This window comes from Terriglobales bacterium (assembly GCA_035543055.1).
In the GTDB taxonomy this organism is placed as follows: domain Bacteria; phylum Acidobacteriota; class Terriglobia; order Terriglobales; family Acidobacteriaceae; genus JAIQFD01.
The window spans coordinates 1-17,215 of sequence record DATKKJ010000206.1; the positions used below are offsets into that span (position 1 = coordinate 1).

A 17,215-nucleotide genomic window follows, 5' to 3' on the forward strand; every position below is an offset into this window, starting at 1 on the left:
CCCGAAGTTGAGCACCACGATGCGGTCGGAGAGATTCATGACCGCCTGCATGAGGTGCTCGATCATGAAGACCGAGACGCCGCTGTCGCGGACCCGGCGCACCAGGTCGATCATCTGGGCGATCTCGGTGGGGTTCAGGCCGGCCAGGACCTCGTCGAGCAGGAGCAGCTTGGGCCGGGCGGCGAGGGCGCGCGCGACTTCCAGGCGCTTCTTGCCGGCGATGGTGAGGGAGCGGGCGGGCGAGTGGGCGCGCTCCGCCATGCCGACCAGCTTCAGGACTTCGAGGGCGGTCTCCCGGGCGGGGCGCAGGTGCTGATACTCGCGGCCGAAGCAGGCGCCCACGGTGACGTTGTCCAGCACGGTCATGCCGTTCAGCGGCTTCACGATCTGGTGGGTGCGGGAAAGCCCGAGCTGGACCACGCGGTGAGGCGGGCTGCCGGTGATGTCGCGGCCTTCGAACCAGATGCTGCCGCCGTTCGGGGGGTACACGCCGTTCACCATGTTGAACAGCGTGGTCTTGCCGGCGCCGTTGGGGCCGATCAGGCCCAGGATCTCGCCCTGCGCAAGATGGAAGCTGACGTCGGAGACCGCCAGCAGGCCGCCGAAGCGTTTGCTGACCCCGCGGACATCGAGGAGATCACTCATTCGATCACCTCCTGCGACCGCGGCCACAGCCGGTAGAGCCAGCCGATGAGCCCGCCGGGAGCGAAGAGCACCACCACCAGCAGCAAGCCGCCGGCGATCACCAGATGGAAGTTGGAGAGACGGGGCGAGGTCAAGAGCCAGGAGCGGAGGCGCTCGTAGAGCCCGGGACCGAGGGCCGCACCCACCACCGTGCCCTGGCCGCCGAGCATCAGCATCACGATGCCCTCCAGCGAGAGCATGAACTCGAAGGCGATGGAAGGATCGATCATGCCGTTCTTGAAGAACATCAGGGTGCCGGCGACCGCCGGCAGGAAGGCGGAGACGCTGAACACGATGGCCTTGTACATGGTGGCGTTGACCCCCAGGACCACGGCGGCATCTTCGTCCTCGCGAATGGCGAACAGTCCCAGGCCGAATTTCGAGATCTTGATGCCCAGGCTCAAGATCATGGACAGCGCCATCAGCGCGATCACCAGGAAGTAGATGACCCAGAGGGCACGCACCGGGCCGCCCAGCGATTCGTAGGAGGTGAACTCGACGTACAGGCCGGTGGAGCGGCCCCAGGGATCGAAGTTGGAGACGAAGGCCTGCACCGCCTGCAACACGCCGATGGTGGCCAAAGCGAAATACGCTCCCCGCAGGCGCAGGATGGCGAGTCCCAGAAGGAAGGCAAACACACTGACAGCGGCGCCGGCAGCCAGCGCGGCCACCGCCAGGTTCCAGTTGCGGACGGTGGCCAGGTAGAGTCCGACGTAGCCTCCCAACCCGTAAAACACGATGTGGCCGAAGTTCACGTAGCCGGTATAGCCGATCATCAGGTTGAGGTTGCTGGCCAGGATGATGGCGACCGCCACCAGGATCAGGTCCTCGCGCAGGGAAATGTTGTTGCCGCGCACCGGCAGGTAGGCGAATGCGGCAGCCGTGAGCAGGACCAACCAGAAGACCAGCCGTCGCAGGATCACGCCGATGCCCTCACAAAGATCCCTTTGGGGAAGGCGAGCAGCACGACCACGAACAGACCGAACTCGATCAGCGGGACCCAGCTGACGGCGATAAACGGCGTCACCGCGCCTTCCAGGAGGCCGAGCAGGATGCCGGCCAGCAGCGCGCCCAAGGGTTTCCCCAGCCCGGCCAGCACGGTCACGACGAAGCTCTTCATCTGGTACACCGCCCCGGAGAGGATGGTGAAAGGGAACAGGGTGGAGACTAGAGCTCCGGAGGAGATCGCCAGGGCGATGCCGATACCGAAGGCGACGGTCAGCACCATGGTCGAAGAGATGCCCATCAATTCGGCGGCTTCGCGGTTGTCGGCGACCGCACGGATGGCTTTGCCCATCCGCGTGTGGTAGAGGAAAAGTTCCAGCGCCAGCGCGATCACGATGGCGGACACGGCGGCCGCGATGTGGTTGCCGGTGAAGGTATAGGCGCCCATGGTCACCCCGGGGACGCTGAAGTTCACGTTGTACGGGCTGGTGCTCCAGATGGCGGTGCCGATCCCGATGACCATCATATTCACCGCAAAGGTGGAGAGCAGACTCATCAACTGGGCCCGTCCCACCACCCAGTGCACCGACATCCAATACACCACCAGGCCGAGAATGAATCCCGCCCCGATCAACGGGAGAAGGAGAAAGTAGGCATTGGTAGGGAAAGCGGTGAACAGCACATACATCCCGAACATGCCCAGGGCGATCATGGAGCCATGGGTCAGGTTGATCACGTCCATGACACCCCAGATCAGGCTCAAGCCCATGGCGGCCAGGCCATAGACGGAGCCCACCAGGAGCCCGTCGATCATCGAGGCCAGAATACCGGACATATCTTCCCCTTCTGCTCGCGATACGGTGGCCGGGCGGTGGCGATGGCGCCCGGCTTCCGTGCCCGATCAGTAGATCGGATACTTCAGATCCGCGCTCTTGCTGGCCGCGGGCCATACCACCTGCTTCACCAGTTTGCCCGATTTGTCTTTCTGCCACTGGGCGATCACCATGGTGTGTCCCACCTGGAGGCCGTGGTCGGCGGCGGCGGCGGAGAACTTGGTGCGCCCGTAGAAGGTGGTCACGTCCATCGAGTTCAGAACCGCGGCCACCTTGTCGGAGTCGAGGCTGCCCGCCTGCTCGATGGCGTGCTGCAGGACCAGTCCGGCGGCGTATCCACCGGCTGATTCATAGCTGGCCTCGGCCTTGAACTTGGCCTCGTAATCCTTGACGAACTGGGTCACGGAGGGGCCGAACTGAGGTTTCGACATCACCTGGGGCTCCCACTGCGAAGGCACGCTCACCCCGTAGCCGGCCTCGCCCAGTTCGGTCCACTGCGGGCTGTCGGGCGCGACCAGCAGGGTGATCATCTTCAGGCTGGCCTTGCGGGCGGAGAGCTGCCGCGCCAGAGTGGAGCCGTCGGGATAATGCCCGCCGCCCATCAACACCGTCGCCTTGGAGGAGATCACCTTGTCGAGAATGGCGCTGAAGTCGGTGGTGGCCGGCGCGTAGGCTTCGCTGAAGGCCACATTCAGTCCGATCTGCTGGGCGTACGCCATGGCCGGCTTTACCACCGCTACGGAAAACGCCGCGTCCTCGTACACGAAGGCGATGGCGGCCTTCGGGTCCTTGACTTTGACCGCGTCGAGCGCGCCCTTCAGGTACTCGCCGCCGGGCGCGAACATCTGAAACAGGAGCTTGTTTCCCAGCTTATAGGTTTTCTCGTCGGCGGCGCCGGTGGTGAGCATGACCTTGCCGTTCTGTTCGGTCACGATCGACGCGTTGGTGGTGAGCCCGGAGGAGTAGGGGCTGAACAGGAAATCGGACTTGTCCTCGAGGATCAGGCGGGTGTAGAGCTGCTGGACGCGCTTGGAATTGGATTCGTCGTCATAGGTGACCAGCTTGACCTGGTAACTCTTGCCGCCGGCCTTGATACCGCCGGCAGCGTTGACCTGGTCGCGCCACAGCTCGAAGCCGCGGGATTGCTCCAGCGAATCGACGTTGAGAGCGCCAGTCTTCGACATGGTGAAGCCGATGGTGATGGTCTGCGCGAAAGCCGGCGCAGCCAGCACGACAGCCAGGGAGAGAGTGATGAGGCTCAGTCGTTTCACGGCGTGACTCCTGGTAAAGAGATTGGCATTGTAAAACCGGGGGGAAAGAACCACCTGTGATTTTCGTCACAGGGGTAGCGAAAAATGACCCACGGAGCAGAGATCAGGCGCCGGTTTGCACCACCAGCACCAGGCGCCGGGGCCCGTGCGCGCCCAGTACCAGGATCTTCTCGATGTCGGCGGTGCGGCTGGAGCCGGTGATCAGCCCGACGAAGGAGTTCTTCGCATCCAGCCCCATTTCGTGCACCCGGGCCAGGGCCGTCTCCAGGTCCGGAACGAGCTGCTCTAACCGCGCCACCACGATGTGACAGGGCGCCACGATGGAGGCGCCCCGCCCGCCGCAGGCGGAAGACACCACGATGGACCCGGTGAGCGCGACCAGCAGCTCGCATTCCGTGACGGTGGCCTCGGAGCCCTCGCTGGGCGCGCCTTCCGACGACCAGCGCTCGTTCCGGGGCACCATGAACGAGCGGCTCACGCTGCGCAGCCACGGCGAATCCTGCAGGAAAACCTCGCCCGCGGGCAGGGAATCGAGCACGCTCTCGATGGCGGCCGCGGTGGCGACCTCGTCGGTGGACAGGATCAGCTCGGTGTTGTTGGCCAGGCACTCGGCCTGGAAGCGCTCCAGCGGGTCGGTGACCGGCGCAAACACCGGCTGCGCCGGCGTCGGCGGAGGCTGATGCGCCGGTGCTTGCAGCGCATTGCGCACGCGTTCCAGAATGCGCTCGCGGCCCGCATGATCGGCGGCCGGGGAATGGGTCTCAGCGGAAGCCATCGGTCTTCCTCCACAGGCTGCGAAACGAGGTTGAGGGAAGCACCATCGGGGCCCGCCGCCTAGTCCACGCGCGCATCGGGTCGAGCGCGGTCCCGCCCAGGCCGAGCGCGTGTGCCAGGCGGATGGAGGCGCGCGCCACGCCCCCCAGGATGCGGAAGCGGCCGGCGTCCATCATCGTCCAGCGGAACAGCCGCATGGCGCGGCGCTCGGGGCCCGGATGGGTGCCGGCCCGGATGGCGTTGCGCCGGTTGTGCAGCAGGTGATGGTGCAGGTCGATCTTCACCGGGCAGACGTCAGTGCAGTTGCCGCACAACGACGATGCGTAGGACAGGTGCTGGAACTCGCTCAGCCCGCGCAAGTGCGGGGTGAGCACGCTGCCGATGGGGCCTTGATAGATGGTCCCGTAGGTGTGTCCGCCGACCGCGCGGTACACCGGGCAGGCGTTGAGGCAGGCGCCGCAGCGGATGCAATGCAGGACGTCGCGCTGCTCGGAGTCGGCCAGCAGCTGGCTGCGCCCGTTGTCCACCAGCACCACGTGGAACTCCTCCGGCCCGTCCACCTCACCCGCGCGGCGGGCGCCGGCGAGCAGGGTGTTGTAACAGGTGATGGGCTGCCCGGTGCCGGAGGTCGCCAGCACCGGCCACAGCATTGCCAGGTCCTGCAGGCGCGGGACCACCTTCTCGATCCCGGTCATCACCACGTGGATGCGGGGGATGCTGGTGCACAGCCGGCCGTTGCCCTCGTTGGTGGTGATGGCCACCATGCCGGCATCGGCGACCAGGAAGTTGGCGCCGGAGATCCCCATCTCGGCGGAGAAGAACGCCTGGCGCAGCGTGCGGCGCGCCACCGCGACCAGCTCCGGGGGATCATCGGTAGCGCCGCCGCCCAGCTTTTCTTTGAACAGGTCGCGGATCTGCCCGCGGTTCAGATGCATCGCCGGGGTGACGATGTGGTACGGCGGCTCGTTGCGCAACTGCACGATGTACTCACCGAGGTCGGTCTCGAAGACCTCCATGCCCAGCTTCTCCAGCGCCGGGGTGAGATGCACTTCCTCGGTCACCATCGACTTTGACTTGACGACCTTCTTCACCCCGCGCGCCACGGCCAGGTCGCAGACGTACCTGCGCGCTTCTTCCGAGGTCTCCGCCCAGAAAACGTGCCCGCCGCGCTCCTGAACTTTTGTCTCGAATTCCAGCAGGTAGCGGTCGAGATGATTGACCGCTTCCCACTTGATCTGCCGGCAGCGCTCGCGCGCCGCCTCCCAGTCGGTGAAGCGGGAGTGTCCGCGGGCGACCGCCGCCTCGTACTGGTCCATGTTGAAGCGGACAACCTGGCGGTGGGCCAGATCGCCGGACTTCTCGGCGGCGCGGCGGAGGAATTCCCGGGCGGCGGCGCTCATTCGGCCTCCTGCGCCAGGATGCTCGCCAGGTGCATGGTGCGGGCGCGGGCGTTGCTCCGGCGGAGCATGCCTTCGATGTGCATCAGGCAGCTTTGATCGAGCGAGGTGACGACCTCGGCGCCACTGGCTTCGATGTTCTGCGCCTTAGAGTCGCCCATGGCCGCCGAGATCATGTCGAACTTCACCGCAAAGCCGCCACCGAAGCCGCAGCACTCCTCCACGTAAGGCATTTCCACGAGTTCCAGGCCGCGGACGTGCCGCAACAGTTGCCGGGGCCCGTCTTTCAGGCGTAGCTCGCGCAGGGCATGACAGGCGTCATGGAAGGTGACTCTGTGGGGGAACCGGGCGCCGACATCCAGCTTCTTTGCCACCTTCACCAGGAACTCGGAGAACTCGAAGACGCGCTTGCCCAACTGCTCCGCCGGCTCTTGCAGGGGCGTCCCCGCCAGCAGCTCGGGGTAGAAGTTCCGCACCATGGTGGTGCAGGAACCCGACGGGCAGACCACCGCTTCCGCGCTCTCGAAGATGCGGACAAAGCGTTCCGCCAGCGGTCGCGCCTCGTCCCAGTATCCGGTGTTGAAGGCCGGCTGGCCGCAGCAGGTCTGCTGGGCAGGGAAGTCCGGCTCATACCCGAGTCGGCGCAGCACGCGCACCACGTCCACCCCGACCTGCGGAGCCAGTTGATCGATGAAACAGGGGATGAACAATGAGACCTTGGACGCCACGACGCCCCGGTTATAGTCCCGAAACGGGGCTCCGCACAAGGCGGGGGAAGGGTCGGGAACCGATGTTTTCCAGGAAGGGAAGTCGGGAGCGAGAAATGTCGCTCCCAGTCTCCATGTTCGTTGACACCTCCGGCGGGTTTAGGTAGAGTCTGCGGCCACATTCCCTTCCTGTGGGTCTCGGTGGACGAGACCACTGTGGCGACCTTCGTGCGAGGAGAAACCTATGGCTAAGAAGAAAACGTCCCGCAAGCGCGGAGTCACGCGACGCGAGTTTGTGAAGATGGCCGGTATGGCCGGCATGTCGGCAGTGGGGGTCGGCATCTTCGGGCAGGCGCCGGTGTTTGCCCAGGAACGCTCGCTCCATTTCCTGCTGTGGAAGAACTTCTCTCCGCCCGCCGACGTCGAGATCGTGCGCCAGGGGGAGGAGTGGGGCAAGCAGAGCAAGGTCAAAGTCCGGATCGAGCAGATCAACGCCAACGATATCCCGGCACGCGCGGCGGCCGCCATCGAGAGCAAGCAGGGGCCGGACATCATCCAGTTCTTCCACAACTGGCAGAACCAGTACGGCGACGCCCTGGTCGATGTGAGCGAGATCTGCACCAAGCTGGAGTCCAAGTATGGCGGTTACATCGACTACGCCAAGAGTCACGCCATGCTCAACGGGAAGTTCAACGCGGTGCCGCATACCATCGTGCCGAACATCTACGTGGTCCGCGACTCGTATCTGAAGGCGGCCGGCACCAAGACCTGGCCCAAGACCTGGGAGGACCTGCGCCACGAAGGGAAGAAGTGGAAGGCGAACGGGCATCCGGTCGGCCAGACCGTCGGCCACACCTTCGGCGATGCGGTCGATTTCACCTACCCCTACCTCTGGAGCTACGGGGTTGCCGAGCGAGATGAGAAGGGGAAGGTGACCATCAACAGCAAGCAGACGCTGGAGGCGCTGAAGGCCTTCAAGGCGCTATGGGACGACGCCATGGACCCGGCCGGCCCGGGCTGGGACGACTCCGCCAACAACCGTGCCTTCCTCTCGGGCGCTGTCGCCGCCACCAACAATGCTCCCAGCATCTACCTCACGGCTTCGAACCAGGTGATCCTGGACGACAAGGGTGAACCGCTGGTGAAGGACATCGTGCACGTGCTCAATCCAGCGGGACCGGCGGGAGTCTTCCACTACCACTACAGCCAGCAGCTCGCCATCCCCAAGTATTCGAAGAGCGCGGACGCCGCCAAGGAGTTCATCGGCTGGTTGCTGGAGAAGGAGCAGTACGCCAAGTACCTGCGTCGTGGCCAGGCCTACCAGGCGTCGCCCCTGAAGGCTTACATGCAGGACCCGATGTGGGACATGTTCCCCGCGCTCAAGCCGTATCGCGACTCTTTGCTGCAGGCGCGGCGCGTCGGCTGGAAGGGGGATGCGGACGCCAATGCGGCCCGGGTGGTGCAGAACTACGTCCTCATCGACATGCTGGCCAACGTGGCCACCGGCAAGATGAGCCCCGAGGACTCGATGAAGTGGTGCGAGGGACAGCTCAAGTCGATTTACGGCGCGTGATGCACCTGCGCCCGGTCCTGGATCGGCATGCCTAACGGTTCGCAGCCTGAGCGCCCGAAGCTGGTCCCTGCCCGGGGCAAGCGCGAACGCATGTGGGCCCTTCTGGAGCGGCCGGACGTCCTCGGCTACCTGCTGATGACGCCGGCCGCTCTCATCATCTTCCTGTTCGTCGCTTATCCCTTCGCCTGGGGCGTGTGGATGAGCCTGACGAACAAGCAGATCGGGATGCCCTGGTCCCAGGTGCAGTTCGTCGGGCTGAGGAACTACGTGGACCTGGCCACCAAGGACAAGGTCTTCTGGACCACCACTTTCAACAGCTTCGTCTATACCGGGGTCGCGACCATCGTCAAATTCATCCTCGGCATCTGGCTTGCTCTCCTGCTCAACCGGATGGTGCGCTTCCAGCGCTTTGTGCGCGCTGCCGTGCTGCTGCCCTGGATCGTCCCCACCGTGCTCAGCACCATCGCGTTCCTGTGGATCTTCGACCCCGACTTCAGCGTCATCAACTGGACCCTGAGGCAGTTCGCCGTTTGGATGGGTTGGGGGCCGGTGCGAGGGCCGCTGTGGCTGGCGGACCCGTTGCTGGCCCTGGCCTCGGTCACCTTCGTGAATATCTGGCGCGGCGTACCCTTCTACGCCATCTTCTTTCTTGCCGGCCTGCAGACCATCAACCCGGAGCTCTACGAAGCGGCGGCCATCGACGGCGCCAGCGCCTGGCAGCGCTTCTGGTATGTGACCTTGCCCGGGATCCGTCCGATCATCGTCGTAGTCCTCGTCTTTTCCGTGATCGTGACCTTCTCCGACTTCCAGGTGGTGTACGTGCTGACGCGCGGCGGCCCCGCCAACAGCACCCACCTGTTTGCCACCTATGCCTACCAGGTGGCCATGATGGGCACGCGGCTCGGCCTGGGCGCGGCGGTCTCGCTCTTCATGTTCCCGGTGCTGGCGGTGCTGATCATTCTCCAGCTGCTGTACGTGCGGCGGGAGCACGCATAGATGGCCGCTCCTCCCATCGGCGAGACCTTCCTCAAGCGGCTGCTGGTCTACCATCTGCCGCTCTTTGCCTTCGTTCTCTTCGCCCTGTTCCCCTTCTATTGGATGTTCGTCACCTCGATCAAATCGACCCGCGAGACCTACAACCGGCAGGCCAACCCGTACATCCCGGTCACCTGCGTGGCGACCGTCGGCGACCAGGTGCGTTCGCTCCAGTTCGACGGAGCGGCGGTCATGGACAACTGCTTCTACCACTGGCGCGTCCTGCTGCGCGACACCCTTTTCATCCGCTGGCTGGAGAACACGCTGTTCGTGGCGGTGGTTTCGACCTTCATCTCGCTGTTTGCGGGGATCACTGCGGGCTATGCCCTGGCGCGGCTCAAGTTCCGAGGCGCGGACACTCTCGGCGTCCTCATCTTCATCACTTACCTGGTGCCGCCTACGCTCCTGTTCATCCCGCTCTCGGACTTCATCGGCGACCCCCCCGTGTTCCACATCAGCCTGCTCAACTCGCCCTGGGCGCTGATCGTGGCATATCCCACCTTCCTGGTGCCCTTCTGCACCTGGCTGCTCACCGGCTACTTCCGGACCATCCCCCCGGAGCTGGAAGAACAGGCGATGGTGGACGGCGCAACCCGCATCCAGGCGATGGTCAAGGTCATTCTTCCCCTGGCCCTGCCCGGACTGCTCTCGGCGGGAATGTTCGCCTTCACGCTCTCGGCGAATGAATTCCTCTACGCCCTCATCTTCATTTACGATGCCTCCAACAAGACGGTGCCGGTCGGCGTGGTCAGTGAGTTGATCAAAGGCGATGTCTTTTACTGGGGCGAGCTGATGTCGGGCGCCTTGCTGGGCTCGGTCCCCGTGGCCCTGATCTACTCGTTCTTCGTCGAGCACTACGTGGCGGGGATGACCGGCGCGGTCAAAGGTTGAGAGGAGGCTCACGTGCTGCAACAGCGTGGCCGCTACGCTGCCGCTTGGCTGTGGGTGGCGATCGCGGCGATCGTTCTGGCGCCGATCGGCTGCTCCCGCAGCAGCAAGCAGGAGCAGACGGTACCATCGGGACCAACCGGCGAGATCTCCGGCACCATCACCCTGGATCCGGCCTTGAAGGACAAGGTGGGCAAAGCCCCGCTGTTGCTGATCTTCGCTTCGACTTCGTCCGACCCGACCCAACCTGCACTGGTGGTCAAGCGGGAATTCGATGTCAGCTTTCCTTACAACTACAAGCTCTCCGCCGAAGACATCACCCTTGTCGGCTCCTCCTTCCAGGGGAAGATGTATGTGACGGCGCGCATCGATCCTGCCGGGATGATAGGCCCGGCGCGGCCGGGCACGTTCGACGGCACGTATCCGGGCAACCCGGTCGCGGTCGGCTCCAGCAAGGTCGACATCGTCATCAATAAGGCGCACTGAGTCCCATCCTGGACCCAGGTGTACGATCCCTGAGCTTCCTCAAGCAAGACGCGCGCAGCCGCCGATGTCACAGCCCTGAGTGACCGCTGCTTTTGCAGCTTGTTCAAGGCGCGACTACCATGGGTGCGCGAGGCACGCCGTGGTCCACGCGCTCGTCGAGTATCCCGTCCTGACTTTGTTCGTGGTCATTGGCCTGGGATACCTGGTCGGCGAGATCAACTTCTTCGGCTTCCGCTTCGGTGTGGCCGGGGTCCTGTTCATGGGGCTGGCCGTGGGCGCGCTGCACCCCAACGTCGCCCTGCCCGAGATCGTCTCCACCCTGGGGCTCATCATCTTCGTGTACGCCGTCGGCATCCACAGCGGCCCGGCATTCTTCGCCGCCTTCCGCAAGCAGGGATACCGCGACACGATGTTCGCGCTCGGCCTGGTGATCTTCGGTGCAGTGCTCACGCTGACGGTTTCTCTTTCCCTCCATCTCGGGGGGGCGCGCACCGCCGGCCTGTTCACCGGGGCCATGACCAACACGCCTGCGCTGGCCGCCGCCCGGGAGCGCGCCCGCGAGCAAGCCCGCGCCTCCGGAGCGTCCGAAACCGAGGTGCGAGCGCTCGGCGACGAGCCCGTCGTCGCTTACTCCATCGCCTATCCGCTGGGAGTGATCCTGGTGCTGATCGGATTCAACCTGGCCCGCCGGCTGTGGCGGGTGGAGTTCGGGCCGGCGGAAGAAGCGCCCGAGATCCTAGTGCGCGATTTCGTGGTCTGTAATCCGGGCGTGATCGGCCAGAAGGTGGAAGAGGTCCTGCGGGTGCACGGCGAGCTCGGGTTCGTGGTCAGCCGCATCCGCCACAACGGCAGCACCGGCCTGGTCACCTCGGAGACCTTGCTCGCCGACCAGGACATCGTGGCTGTCGTCGGCGACGAGGAGGCGTTGCAGCGCGCCCGTCACATCTTCGGGGAGCCCACCAACACCCACATCGAAGCCGACCGCTCGGAGCTCGACTTCCGCCGCGTGTTCGTCTCCAGCGCCGCGGTGGTGGGCAAGCGCATCCGCGATCTCGACCTGGCCAACCGGCTGCACGCCACCATCACCCGCCTGCGCCGCGGCGATGCCGACGTGGTGGCCACCCCCGACACCCGCTTGTGGTTCGGCGACCGCGTCCGCGTGCTCACCCGCCGGGAGAACTTCGCCGCTGTGTCTGGATTCTTCGGCGACTCCATCCGCGGCACTGCGGAAACCGATTTCGGCTCGGTCGCCATCGGCATGGTGCTGGGGGCCCTGGTGGGCATGCTGCCCATCCCACTGCCCGGCGGGGCCAAGGTAAGTCTCGGATTCGCCGGTGGGCCGCTGCTGGTCGCGCTGGTGCTCGGCGCCGTCGAGCGCACCGGCCGCATCTCCTGGAATATTCCCGTCAGCGCCAACCTCACCCTCCGCCAGATCGGCCTGCTCCTCTTCCTGGCCGGCGTGGGCACCAAGGCCGGATACGCCTTCCTGCAGACCATGCGCACCAATGGCCTGCAGATGCTGGTGGCGGGCGCGTTCGTCACCGCGTTCACGACCCTCGCCGGCTTGATCGTCGGCTACAAGGTCCTGAGGATCCGCTTCGACACGCTGATGGGGATGGTGTCGGGCGTCCAGACCCAGCCCGCTTGCCTGGCCTTCGCCACCACCACGGCCAACAACGAAGCGCCGAATGTCGGCTACGCCAGCGTGTACCCGGTGGCGATGATCGCCAAGATCATCCTCGTCCAGGTACTGCTCAGTTGGGCGGGGTAGCCCCGCCTCAATCGGTCTCTTTGTCGAACAGGGAAGGCGTGTCTTTGAAAAGCTCTTCGAGGAAGCCATCGCGGTCATTCACGAAGCGTCGAACGATCTGCATCGGAGCGGTCTCTTCGTACTGGATCTCACGGATCTCCTCATCATCGAAGGAGAAGATTTGCGCCTCTGGATAGCCGAGTAGGACCGGGGAGTGGGTGGAGATGATGAATTGCGCGTCCCTGTATTTCGGGAGCACGTCGTGGAGCATGACCAGAAAAGCGAGTTGACGCTGCGGTGACAATGCTGCTTCTGGCTCATCGAGCAGGAACAGCCCGTTCCGCCGGAACTTGAGTTCGAGAAGAGTAAAGAAGGTCTCCCCATGGGAACGTTCATGGAGGCTGCGTCCGCCATAGTAGGTGCTGATCGGAGGGGCGAAGGCACTGGGTTCCTTATCCAATTCATCCATGTAAGAAACCGTGTTGAAGAAACTCTCCGCCCGCAGGAAAAAGCCGGCGCCCGTCCGGCGATCGAATGACAAGCGCAGGGCCTTTACCAGCGAATCGATCGCGTGATTACTCTCCGTGCTGTCAGTCTGGAAGTTTCGATTGCCACTCTCTCGACCGAACCCGTAATGAGCCGCAATGGCTTCCAGCAGGGTGGACTTTCCCGTGCCATTCTCTCCGGCGAAGAAGCAGACCCGCGAGCGAATCGTCAGCTCAGTGATGCGGGCGATGACCGGGACGGTAAACGGATATTGCTTCCAATCGTCGACGCGGTCGCGCAATAGGGTGATTTTCTTCAGCACGTATCGTAATTCTAGCCTGAAGGAGCGATTTCTCAGTCGCCCCGGAGACTTTGGAATTGGTGCGTATTTCATCATTTCTTAACGACATTTTCTCCCCTTGGACGTCTTATAGAGGAAGCACCAGGGGCCCCGAAAATCGGTAGGAAACCAGGGGAACTTTCGTCCTTCGGTTCCCGTACCTCCAGGTGGGGATAGCGGTATGAACCTCTCGTCTGAACAGCCATTACCGGAAGCGCAGCCGGCGCCAGCAAGGGACCATATGGGCCTGACCGTCGATTCTCGCTTAGTGGGCAACGTGGCGGTGGTGTACTGCACGGGGCGGCTCGATCTCGGGGAAGGATTGGAAAACCTGGCCGAGTACGTGAGAGCGGCCTTTCAGGCCGGGAATCCCGTGCTCCTGCACCTGGGCGGAGTCGAGGCTATCGACGCGGCCGGGCTGGGCGTCCTGGCGGAGCTGGCGGCCCACGCGTCGCAATCGAATGGTGGATTACGCCTGTGCAACGTGCCCAAATACGTTGCCGAAGTGGTTACTTTGACCCATCTGGCCGAGGTGCTCGAGTGCTATCCGACAGAGAAGGACGGCTTGGCCTCGTACCTGGGGATCGCCGCCTTCTGGCGCGCGTCGTAGGAACTGGCGTGGCGCGGCCGCCCTCGGCCGCGTCCTAGCGTGGCAGGCTGGCGGAACCCTGGTGGCGCACATCCGCGCCCCGCACCCAAAAGATGACATCCTCGGCGATGTTGGTGGCGTGGTCTGCCACCCGTTCCAGGTTCCGCGCGATCAGCAAGGCGTTCATCGCCTGGCGCGTGGTCTGGGGGTCGTTGGTCATCCAGTCCAGCATCGCGCGCGCGATCTCTCGGTTCATGTCATCCACGATGTCGTCCGCCTTGAGGAGCGCTTCCGCCGTCTCCGCCTTGGCATCGATGAACGATTGCAAGGCGTCGTGGACCATCCCGGTGGCGGTGCGGGCCATGCGCGGGACGTCCACCGGAAGGTCGACATGCGGGAGCCCGGCGGCGTCGAGGGCGCGCTCGGCGATGTTCACCGCCTGGTCCCCGACCCGCTCCAGGTCGGCGTTGATCTTCATGACGGCGGTGATGAAGCGCAGGTCGATGGCCATGGGTTGCTGCATGGCGAGCAGGTCCAGCGCCAGCTCGTCGATGTCGCGCTCGATGTTGTTGATGGCGGCTTCGTCGGTGAGCACGGACTTGGCGAGTGAGGTGTCGCGGCGGATGTAGGCCTGCACCGCGCGCTCCACCGCGCTCTCCGCCATGCCCCCCATGCGGAGCAACTTTTCCTTCAACTCGTCGAGGCCCTGATGGAAGCGCGTGCGCATCAGCCGAACCGTCCTGTGATGTAGTCTTCCGTCCGCTTGTCGGACGGGGTGGTAAAGATCTTCTCGGTGGTGGCGAATTCTATCAGGCGGCCCATGAGGAAGAAGCCGGTGAATTCCGCCACCCGTGCCGCCTGCTGCATGTTGTGGGTGACGATCACGATGGTGTATTGCTCCTTCAACTGGAAGATGAGTTCTTCGATCTTGCTGGTGGAGATGGGATCGAGGGCGGAAGCCGGCTCATCCATCAGCATCACCTCCGGCTCGACCGCCAGGGCGCGCGCGATGCACAGCCGCTGCTGCTGCCCGCCGGAGAGGCTGGCTCCCGATTGCTTCTTCAGGATGTCTTTGACTTCCTCCCACAGCGCGGCCTGCTTCAGCGAGCGCTCCACGACCTCGTCGAGCTTGCGGCGGTTGGAATACCCGTTCAGCTTCAGTCCGGCGGCGACATTGTCGTAGATCGACATGGTGGGAAACGGGTTCGGCTTCTGGAAGACCATGCCGATGCGACGCCGCACCTCGACCGCCGAGGTCCCGTTGTAGATGTCGCGCTCGCCGACATTGACCTTGCCTGCGGCCCGCGCGCCCGGGATGGTCTCGTGCATCCGGTTCAGGCAGCGCACGAACGTGGATTTGCCGCAACCCGACGGCCCGATGATCGCCGTCGCGTGATTGGCGGCGATGCTCATGGTGATGTCGTACAGCGCCTGGGTGGCGCCGAACCAGGCGTTGAGGCCCGCGACTTCGATGCCGACACCCATCAGTGAGCCCCTTTCAGAATGCCCCGGCTGGCCACATAGCGTACCGCCGCAACGCTGATCACGATCAGGGCGATCAGCACCAGCGCTCCTGCCCAAGCCTGCCGGTGCCATTCGTCGAATGGCGAGATGGCGAAGGTAAAGACTTGCAGCGACAGGGCTGCCGTCGGTTGATTGGGCTTCAGGTTCCAGAACTGGTTGCCGAAGGCGGTGAACAGCAGGGGCGCCGTCTCTCCCGCCACCCGCGCAAACGCCAGCATCACCCCGGTGATCACGCCCGCCGACGCCGTGCGCAGGGCGACCGACAGCGTTGTCCGCCAGCGCGCGACCCCCAATCCGTACGCCGCCTCCCGGACGGTATTGGGGACCATGGCCAGCACTTCTTCGGTGGAGCGCGAGATGGTCGGAATCATCATGATCCCCAGGGCCACACCCCCGGCGAAGGCGGAGAAGTGCTTCTGGGGGACGACCACCAAGCCGTACACCACGATCCCGATGACGATGGAGGGCACCCCGTTGAGCACGTCGGCGGTAAAGCGCAGCAGATTGCCGAAGCGATTCTGGCCGTACTCGGCGACGTAAACCCCAGCGCCGATGCCGAGCGGCACTCCGATCAGCGAGGCGATGCCGAGGATCATCGCGGTACCGGCGATGGAGTTGGCCATGCCGCCCCCGCCTTCGCCCACCGGTCTTGGGGTTTGGGTGAGGAACGCCCAATTCAGCGAGCCGATCCCTTTGGCCACGAGATAACCGAAGATCGCCAGCAGCGGCACCATGACCACGACCACGGTGCCGACCGCGGAAACAGTGAAGAATCCGTCGACGATCTGGCGTCGCCAATGGCGCAGAGAGCCTTTAGACATGGACCCTCGGAGGAGCGCCGCGCGTCACCGTCCACACCAGCAGACGGGCCACGATGTTGACCACGATGGTCACCAGGAAAAGCGCCAGCGCGATGTGCACCAGCGCGCTCAGGTACAGGTCATCGGTCGCTTCGCTGAACTCATTGGCGATGACGCTGGCCATGGTATAGCCGGGCGCAAACAACGACTTGGAGATCTCAGGGCGGTTGCCGATCACCATGGTGACCGCCATGGTCTCCCCCAGGGCGCGGCCCAGGCCCAGGATGATAGCACCCACGATGCCGACCCGCGCGTTGCGCAGGACCGACATACGGATCATCTCCCAGCGGGTGGCCCCCAGGGCCAGAGCGGCCTCCCGCTGATGCTGTGGCACCGCCACCAGCACCTCGCGGGTGAGCGAAGAGATGATGGGAATGACCATGACAGCCAGGATGACTCCGGCGGCCAGCATGCCGATTCCGAAGGGGGGGCCGCTGAACAGGCTGGTCCATCCGAAATAGGTCGCCAGGAACGGCTGGACGTAGTTGCGGAGCAGGGGGGCGAGAACGAAGATCGCCCACAGGCCGTACACCACGCTGGGAATCGCCGCCAGCAGCTCAGTCAGGAACGAGATCGGCCCCCGCAGCGGAATGGGGCACATCTCGGTCGTGAACACCGCCACCCCGATCGACAACGGGACGGCGATGGCGAGGGCGAGCAGCGACGAAGTGATGGTGCCGTAGATGAACGGCAGCGCTCCGAATTCGCCGGCCACGGGATCCCAGTTTGTGCCCGTGAAGAACTTGAACCACCCGAATTGGTGGATCGACAACTGCGACTTCTGAATGAGTTCGAAGATGATCAGGCCGACGATGGCCAGCAGGGACAGACCACAGGCCAGCACCAGCAATAGGAAGCCCTTGTCGGCAAAGCGGCTGGCCTTGAGCGGGACCAGCGACACCCGGCGTGCCTCTGCCCCCGCGGCCACTACCTTCGGCCTGGGAGCGGGGATCGGCGCTAGTTTCATGGGGTGGGAGCTCACCAACGGAGGCTAGCAAAGGCGTGTTACAGGATTGTTAATGGTGCGGGCAATGGGAGAAAAAGCAACGGCGCCGCTGGTAGGCGGCGCCGTT

18 protein-coding genes are annotated in these 17,215 nt (G+C 64.4%); 6 read left to right on the forward strand and 12 right to left on the reverse strand.

Features of this window, described 5'->3' with window-relative positions; genetic code table 11:
* The 7 genes from VMS96_13465 to VMS96_13495 form a co-directional block, all read right to left on the reverse strand.
* Positions 1–645, reverse strand: a 645-nt coding sequence (locus VMS96_13465) for an ABC transporter ATP-binding protein (protein HVP44436.1), incomplete at its 3' end; no start/stop codon positions are given.
* Complete coding sequence (locus VMS96_13470) at positions 642–1,607, reverse strand: branched-chain amino acid ABC transporter permease (GenBank protein ID HVP44437.1); 966 nt, start codon at positions 1,605–1,607, stop codon at positions 642–644. The genes VMS96_13470 and VMS96_13465, both read right to left, overlap by 4 nt.
* A complete protein-coding gene (locus VMS96_13475) occupies positions 1,604–2,464 on the reverse strand; it encodes a branched-chain amino acid ABC transporter permease (protein HVP44438.1) in 861 nt (286 codons plus the stop codon). Before VMS96_13475 ends, VMS96_13470 begins: the two co-directional genes overlap by 4 nt.
* Positions 2,465–2,530: 66 nt before the next feature.
* The gene (locus VMS96_13480; protein HVP44439.1) at positions 2,531–3,733 is read right to left on the reverse strand and encodes an amino acid ABC transporter substrate-binding protein; all 1,203 of its coding nucleotides are present in this window, start codon (positions 3,731–3,733) and stop codon (positions 2,531–2,533) included.
* Positions 3,734–3,836: 103 nt separating this feature from the next.
* Entirely contained in the window at positions 3,837–4,508 is a 672-nt protein-coding gene (locus VMS96_13485) for an LUD domain-containing protein (protein ID HVP44440.1), read from the reverse strand.
* Positions 4,495–5,907, reverse strand: coding sequence for a LutB/LldF family L-lactate oxidation iron-sulfur protein (locus VMS96_13490; protein HVP44441.1), 1,413 nt, complete (start codon positions 5,905–5,907; stop codon positions 4,495–4,497). The genes VMS96_13485 and VMS96_13490 overlap by 14 nt, the downstream gene beginning before the upstream one ends.
* Complete coding sequence (locus VMS96_13495) at positions 5,904–6,614, reverse strand: (Fe-S)-binding protein (protein HVP44442.1); 711 nt, start codon at positions 6,612–6,614, stop codon at positions 5,904–5,906. Before VMS96_13495 ends, VMS96_13490 begins: the two co-directional genes overlap by 4 nt.
* A 241-nt stretch (positions 6,615–6,855) precedes the next feature.
* On the opposite strand from VMS96_13495, the gene VMS96_13500 reads away from it, so the two are divergent.
* The 5 genes from VMS96_13500 to VMS96_13520 all read left to right on the forward strand — a co-directional run bounded on the left by VMS96_13500 (position 6,856) and on the right by VMS96_13520 (position 12,364).
* On the forward strand, positions 6,856–8,184 hold the full coding sequence (locus VMS96_13500; protein HVP44443.1) for an ABC transporter substrate-binding protein: 1,329 nt from the start codon (positions 6,856–6,858) through the stop codon (positions 8,182–8,184).
* Positions 8,185–8,211: 27 nt separating this feature from the next.
* Entirely contained in the window at positions 8,212–9,180 is a 969-nt protein-coding gene (locus tag VMS96_13505) for a sugar ABC transporter permease (GenBank protein ID HVP44444.1), read from the forward strand.
* Positions 9,181–10,110: a carbohydrate ABC transporter permease gene (locus VMS96_13510; protein ID HVP44445.1), complete on the forward strand. Its 930-nt coding sequence runs from the start codon at positions 9,181–9,183 to the stop codon at positions 10,108–10,110. It begins immediately after the preceding gene.
* Between the two features lie 12 nt (positions 10,111–10,122).
* Entirely contained in the window at positions 10,123–10,593 is a 471-nt protein-coding gene (locus VMS96_13515) for a hypothetical protein (protein HVP44446.1), read from the forward strand.
* A gap of 139 nt (positions 10,594–10,732) precedes the next feature.
* Complete coding sequence (locus VMS96_13520) at positions 10,733–12,364, forward strand: aspartate:alanine exchanger family transporter (GenBank protein ID HVP44447.1); 1,632 nt, start codon at positions 10,733–10,735, stop codon at positions 12,362–12,364.
* Positions 12,365–12,371: 7 nt separating this feature from the next.
* Here VMS96_13520 and VMS96_13525 read toward each other — a convergent pair whose 3' ends face one another.
* On the reverse strand, positions 12,372–13,151 hold the full coding sequence (locus VMS96_13525) for an AAA family ATPase (protein ID HVP44448.1): 780 nt from the start codon (positions 13,149–13,151) through the stop codon (positions 12,372–12,374).
* A 259-nt stretch (positions 13,152–13,410) separates the two neighbouring features.
* Between VMS96_13525 and VMS96_13530 the strand changes: the two genes are divergently transcribed.
* Positions 13,411–13,779: an STAS domain-containing protein gene (locus tag VMS96_13530; protein ID HVP44449.1), complete on the forward strand. Its 369-nt coding sequence runs from the start codon at positions 13,411–13,413 to the stop codon at positions 13,777–13,779.
* Between the two features lie 34 nt (positions 13,780–13,813).
* Here the strand turns inward: VMS96_13530 and phoU are convergent, their stop codons facing one another.
* From phoU to pstC, 4 genes are read right to left on the reverse strand one after another with little or no spacing between them, the layout of a single operon-like run.
* A complete protein-coding gene (gene phoU, locus VMS96_13535) occupies positions 13,814–14,485 on the reverse strand; it encodes a phosphate signaling complex protein PhoU (GenBank protein HVP44450.1) in 672 nt (223 codons plus the stop codon).
* Positions 14,485–15,243, reverse strand: coding sequence for a phosphate ABC transporter ATP-binding protein PstB (gene pstB / locus VMS96_13540; protein HVP44451.1), 759 nt, complete (start codon positions 15,241–15,243; stop codon positions 14,485–14,487). The genes phoU and pstB overlap by 1 nt, the downstream gene beginning before the upstream one ends.
* Positions 15,243–16,103 carry a phosphate ABC transporter permease PstA gene (pstA, locus tag VMS96_13545; protein HVP44452.1) on the reverse strand — a complete coding sequence of 287 codons (861 nt, stop codon included), beginning with the start codon at positions 16,101–16,103 and terminating at the stop codon, positions 15,243–15,245. Before pstA ends, pstB begins: the two co-directional genes overlap by 1 nt.
* Complete coding sequence (gene pstC, locus VMS96_13550) at positions 16,096–17,109, reverse strand: phosphate ABC transporter permease subunit PstC (GenBank protein ID HVP44453.1); 1,014 nt, start codon at positions 17,107–17,109, stop codon at positions 16,096–16,098. Before pstC ends, pstA begins: the two co-directional genes overlap by 8 nt.
* Positions 17,110–17,215 lie beyond the last annotated feature (106 nt).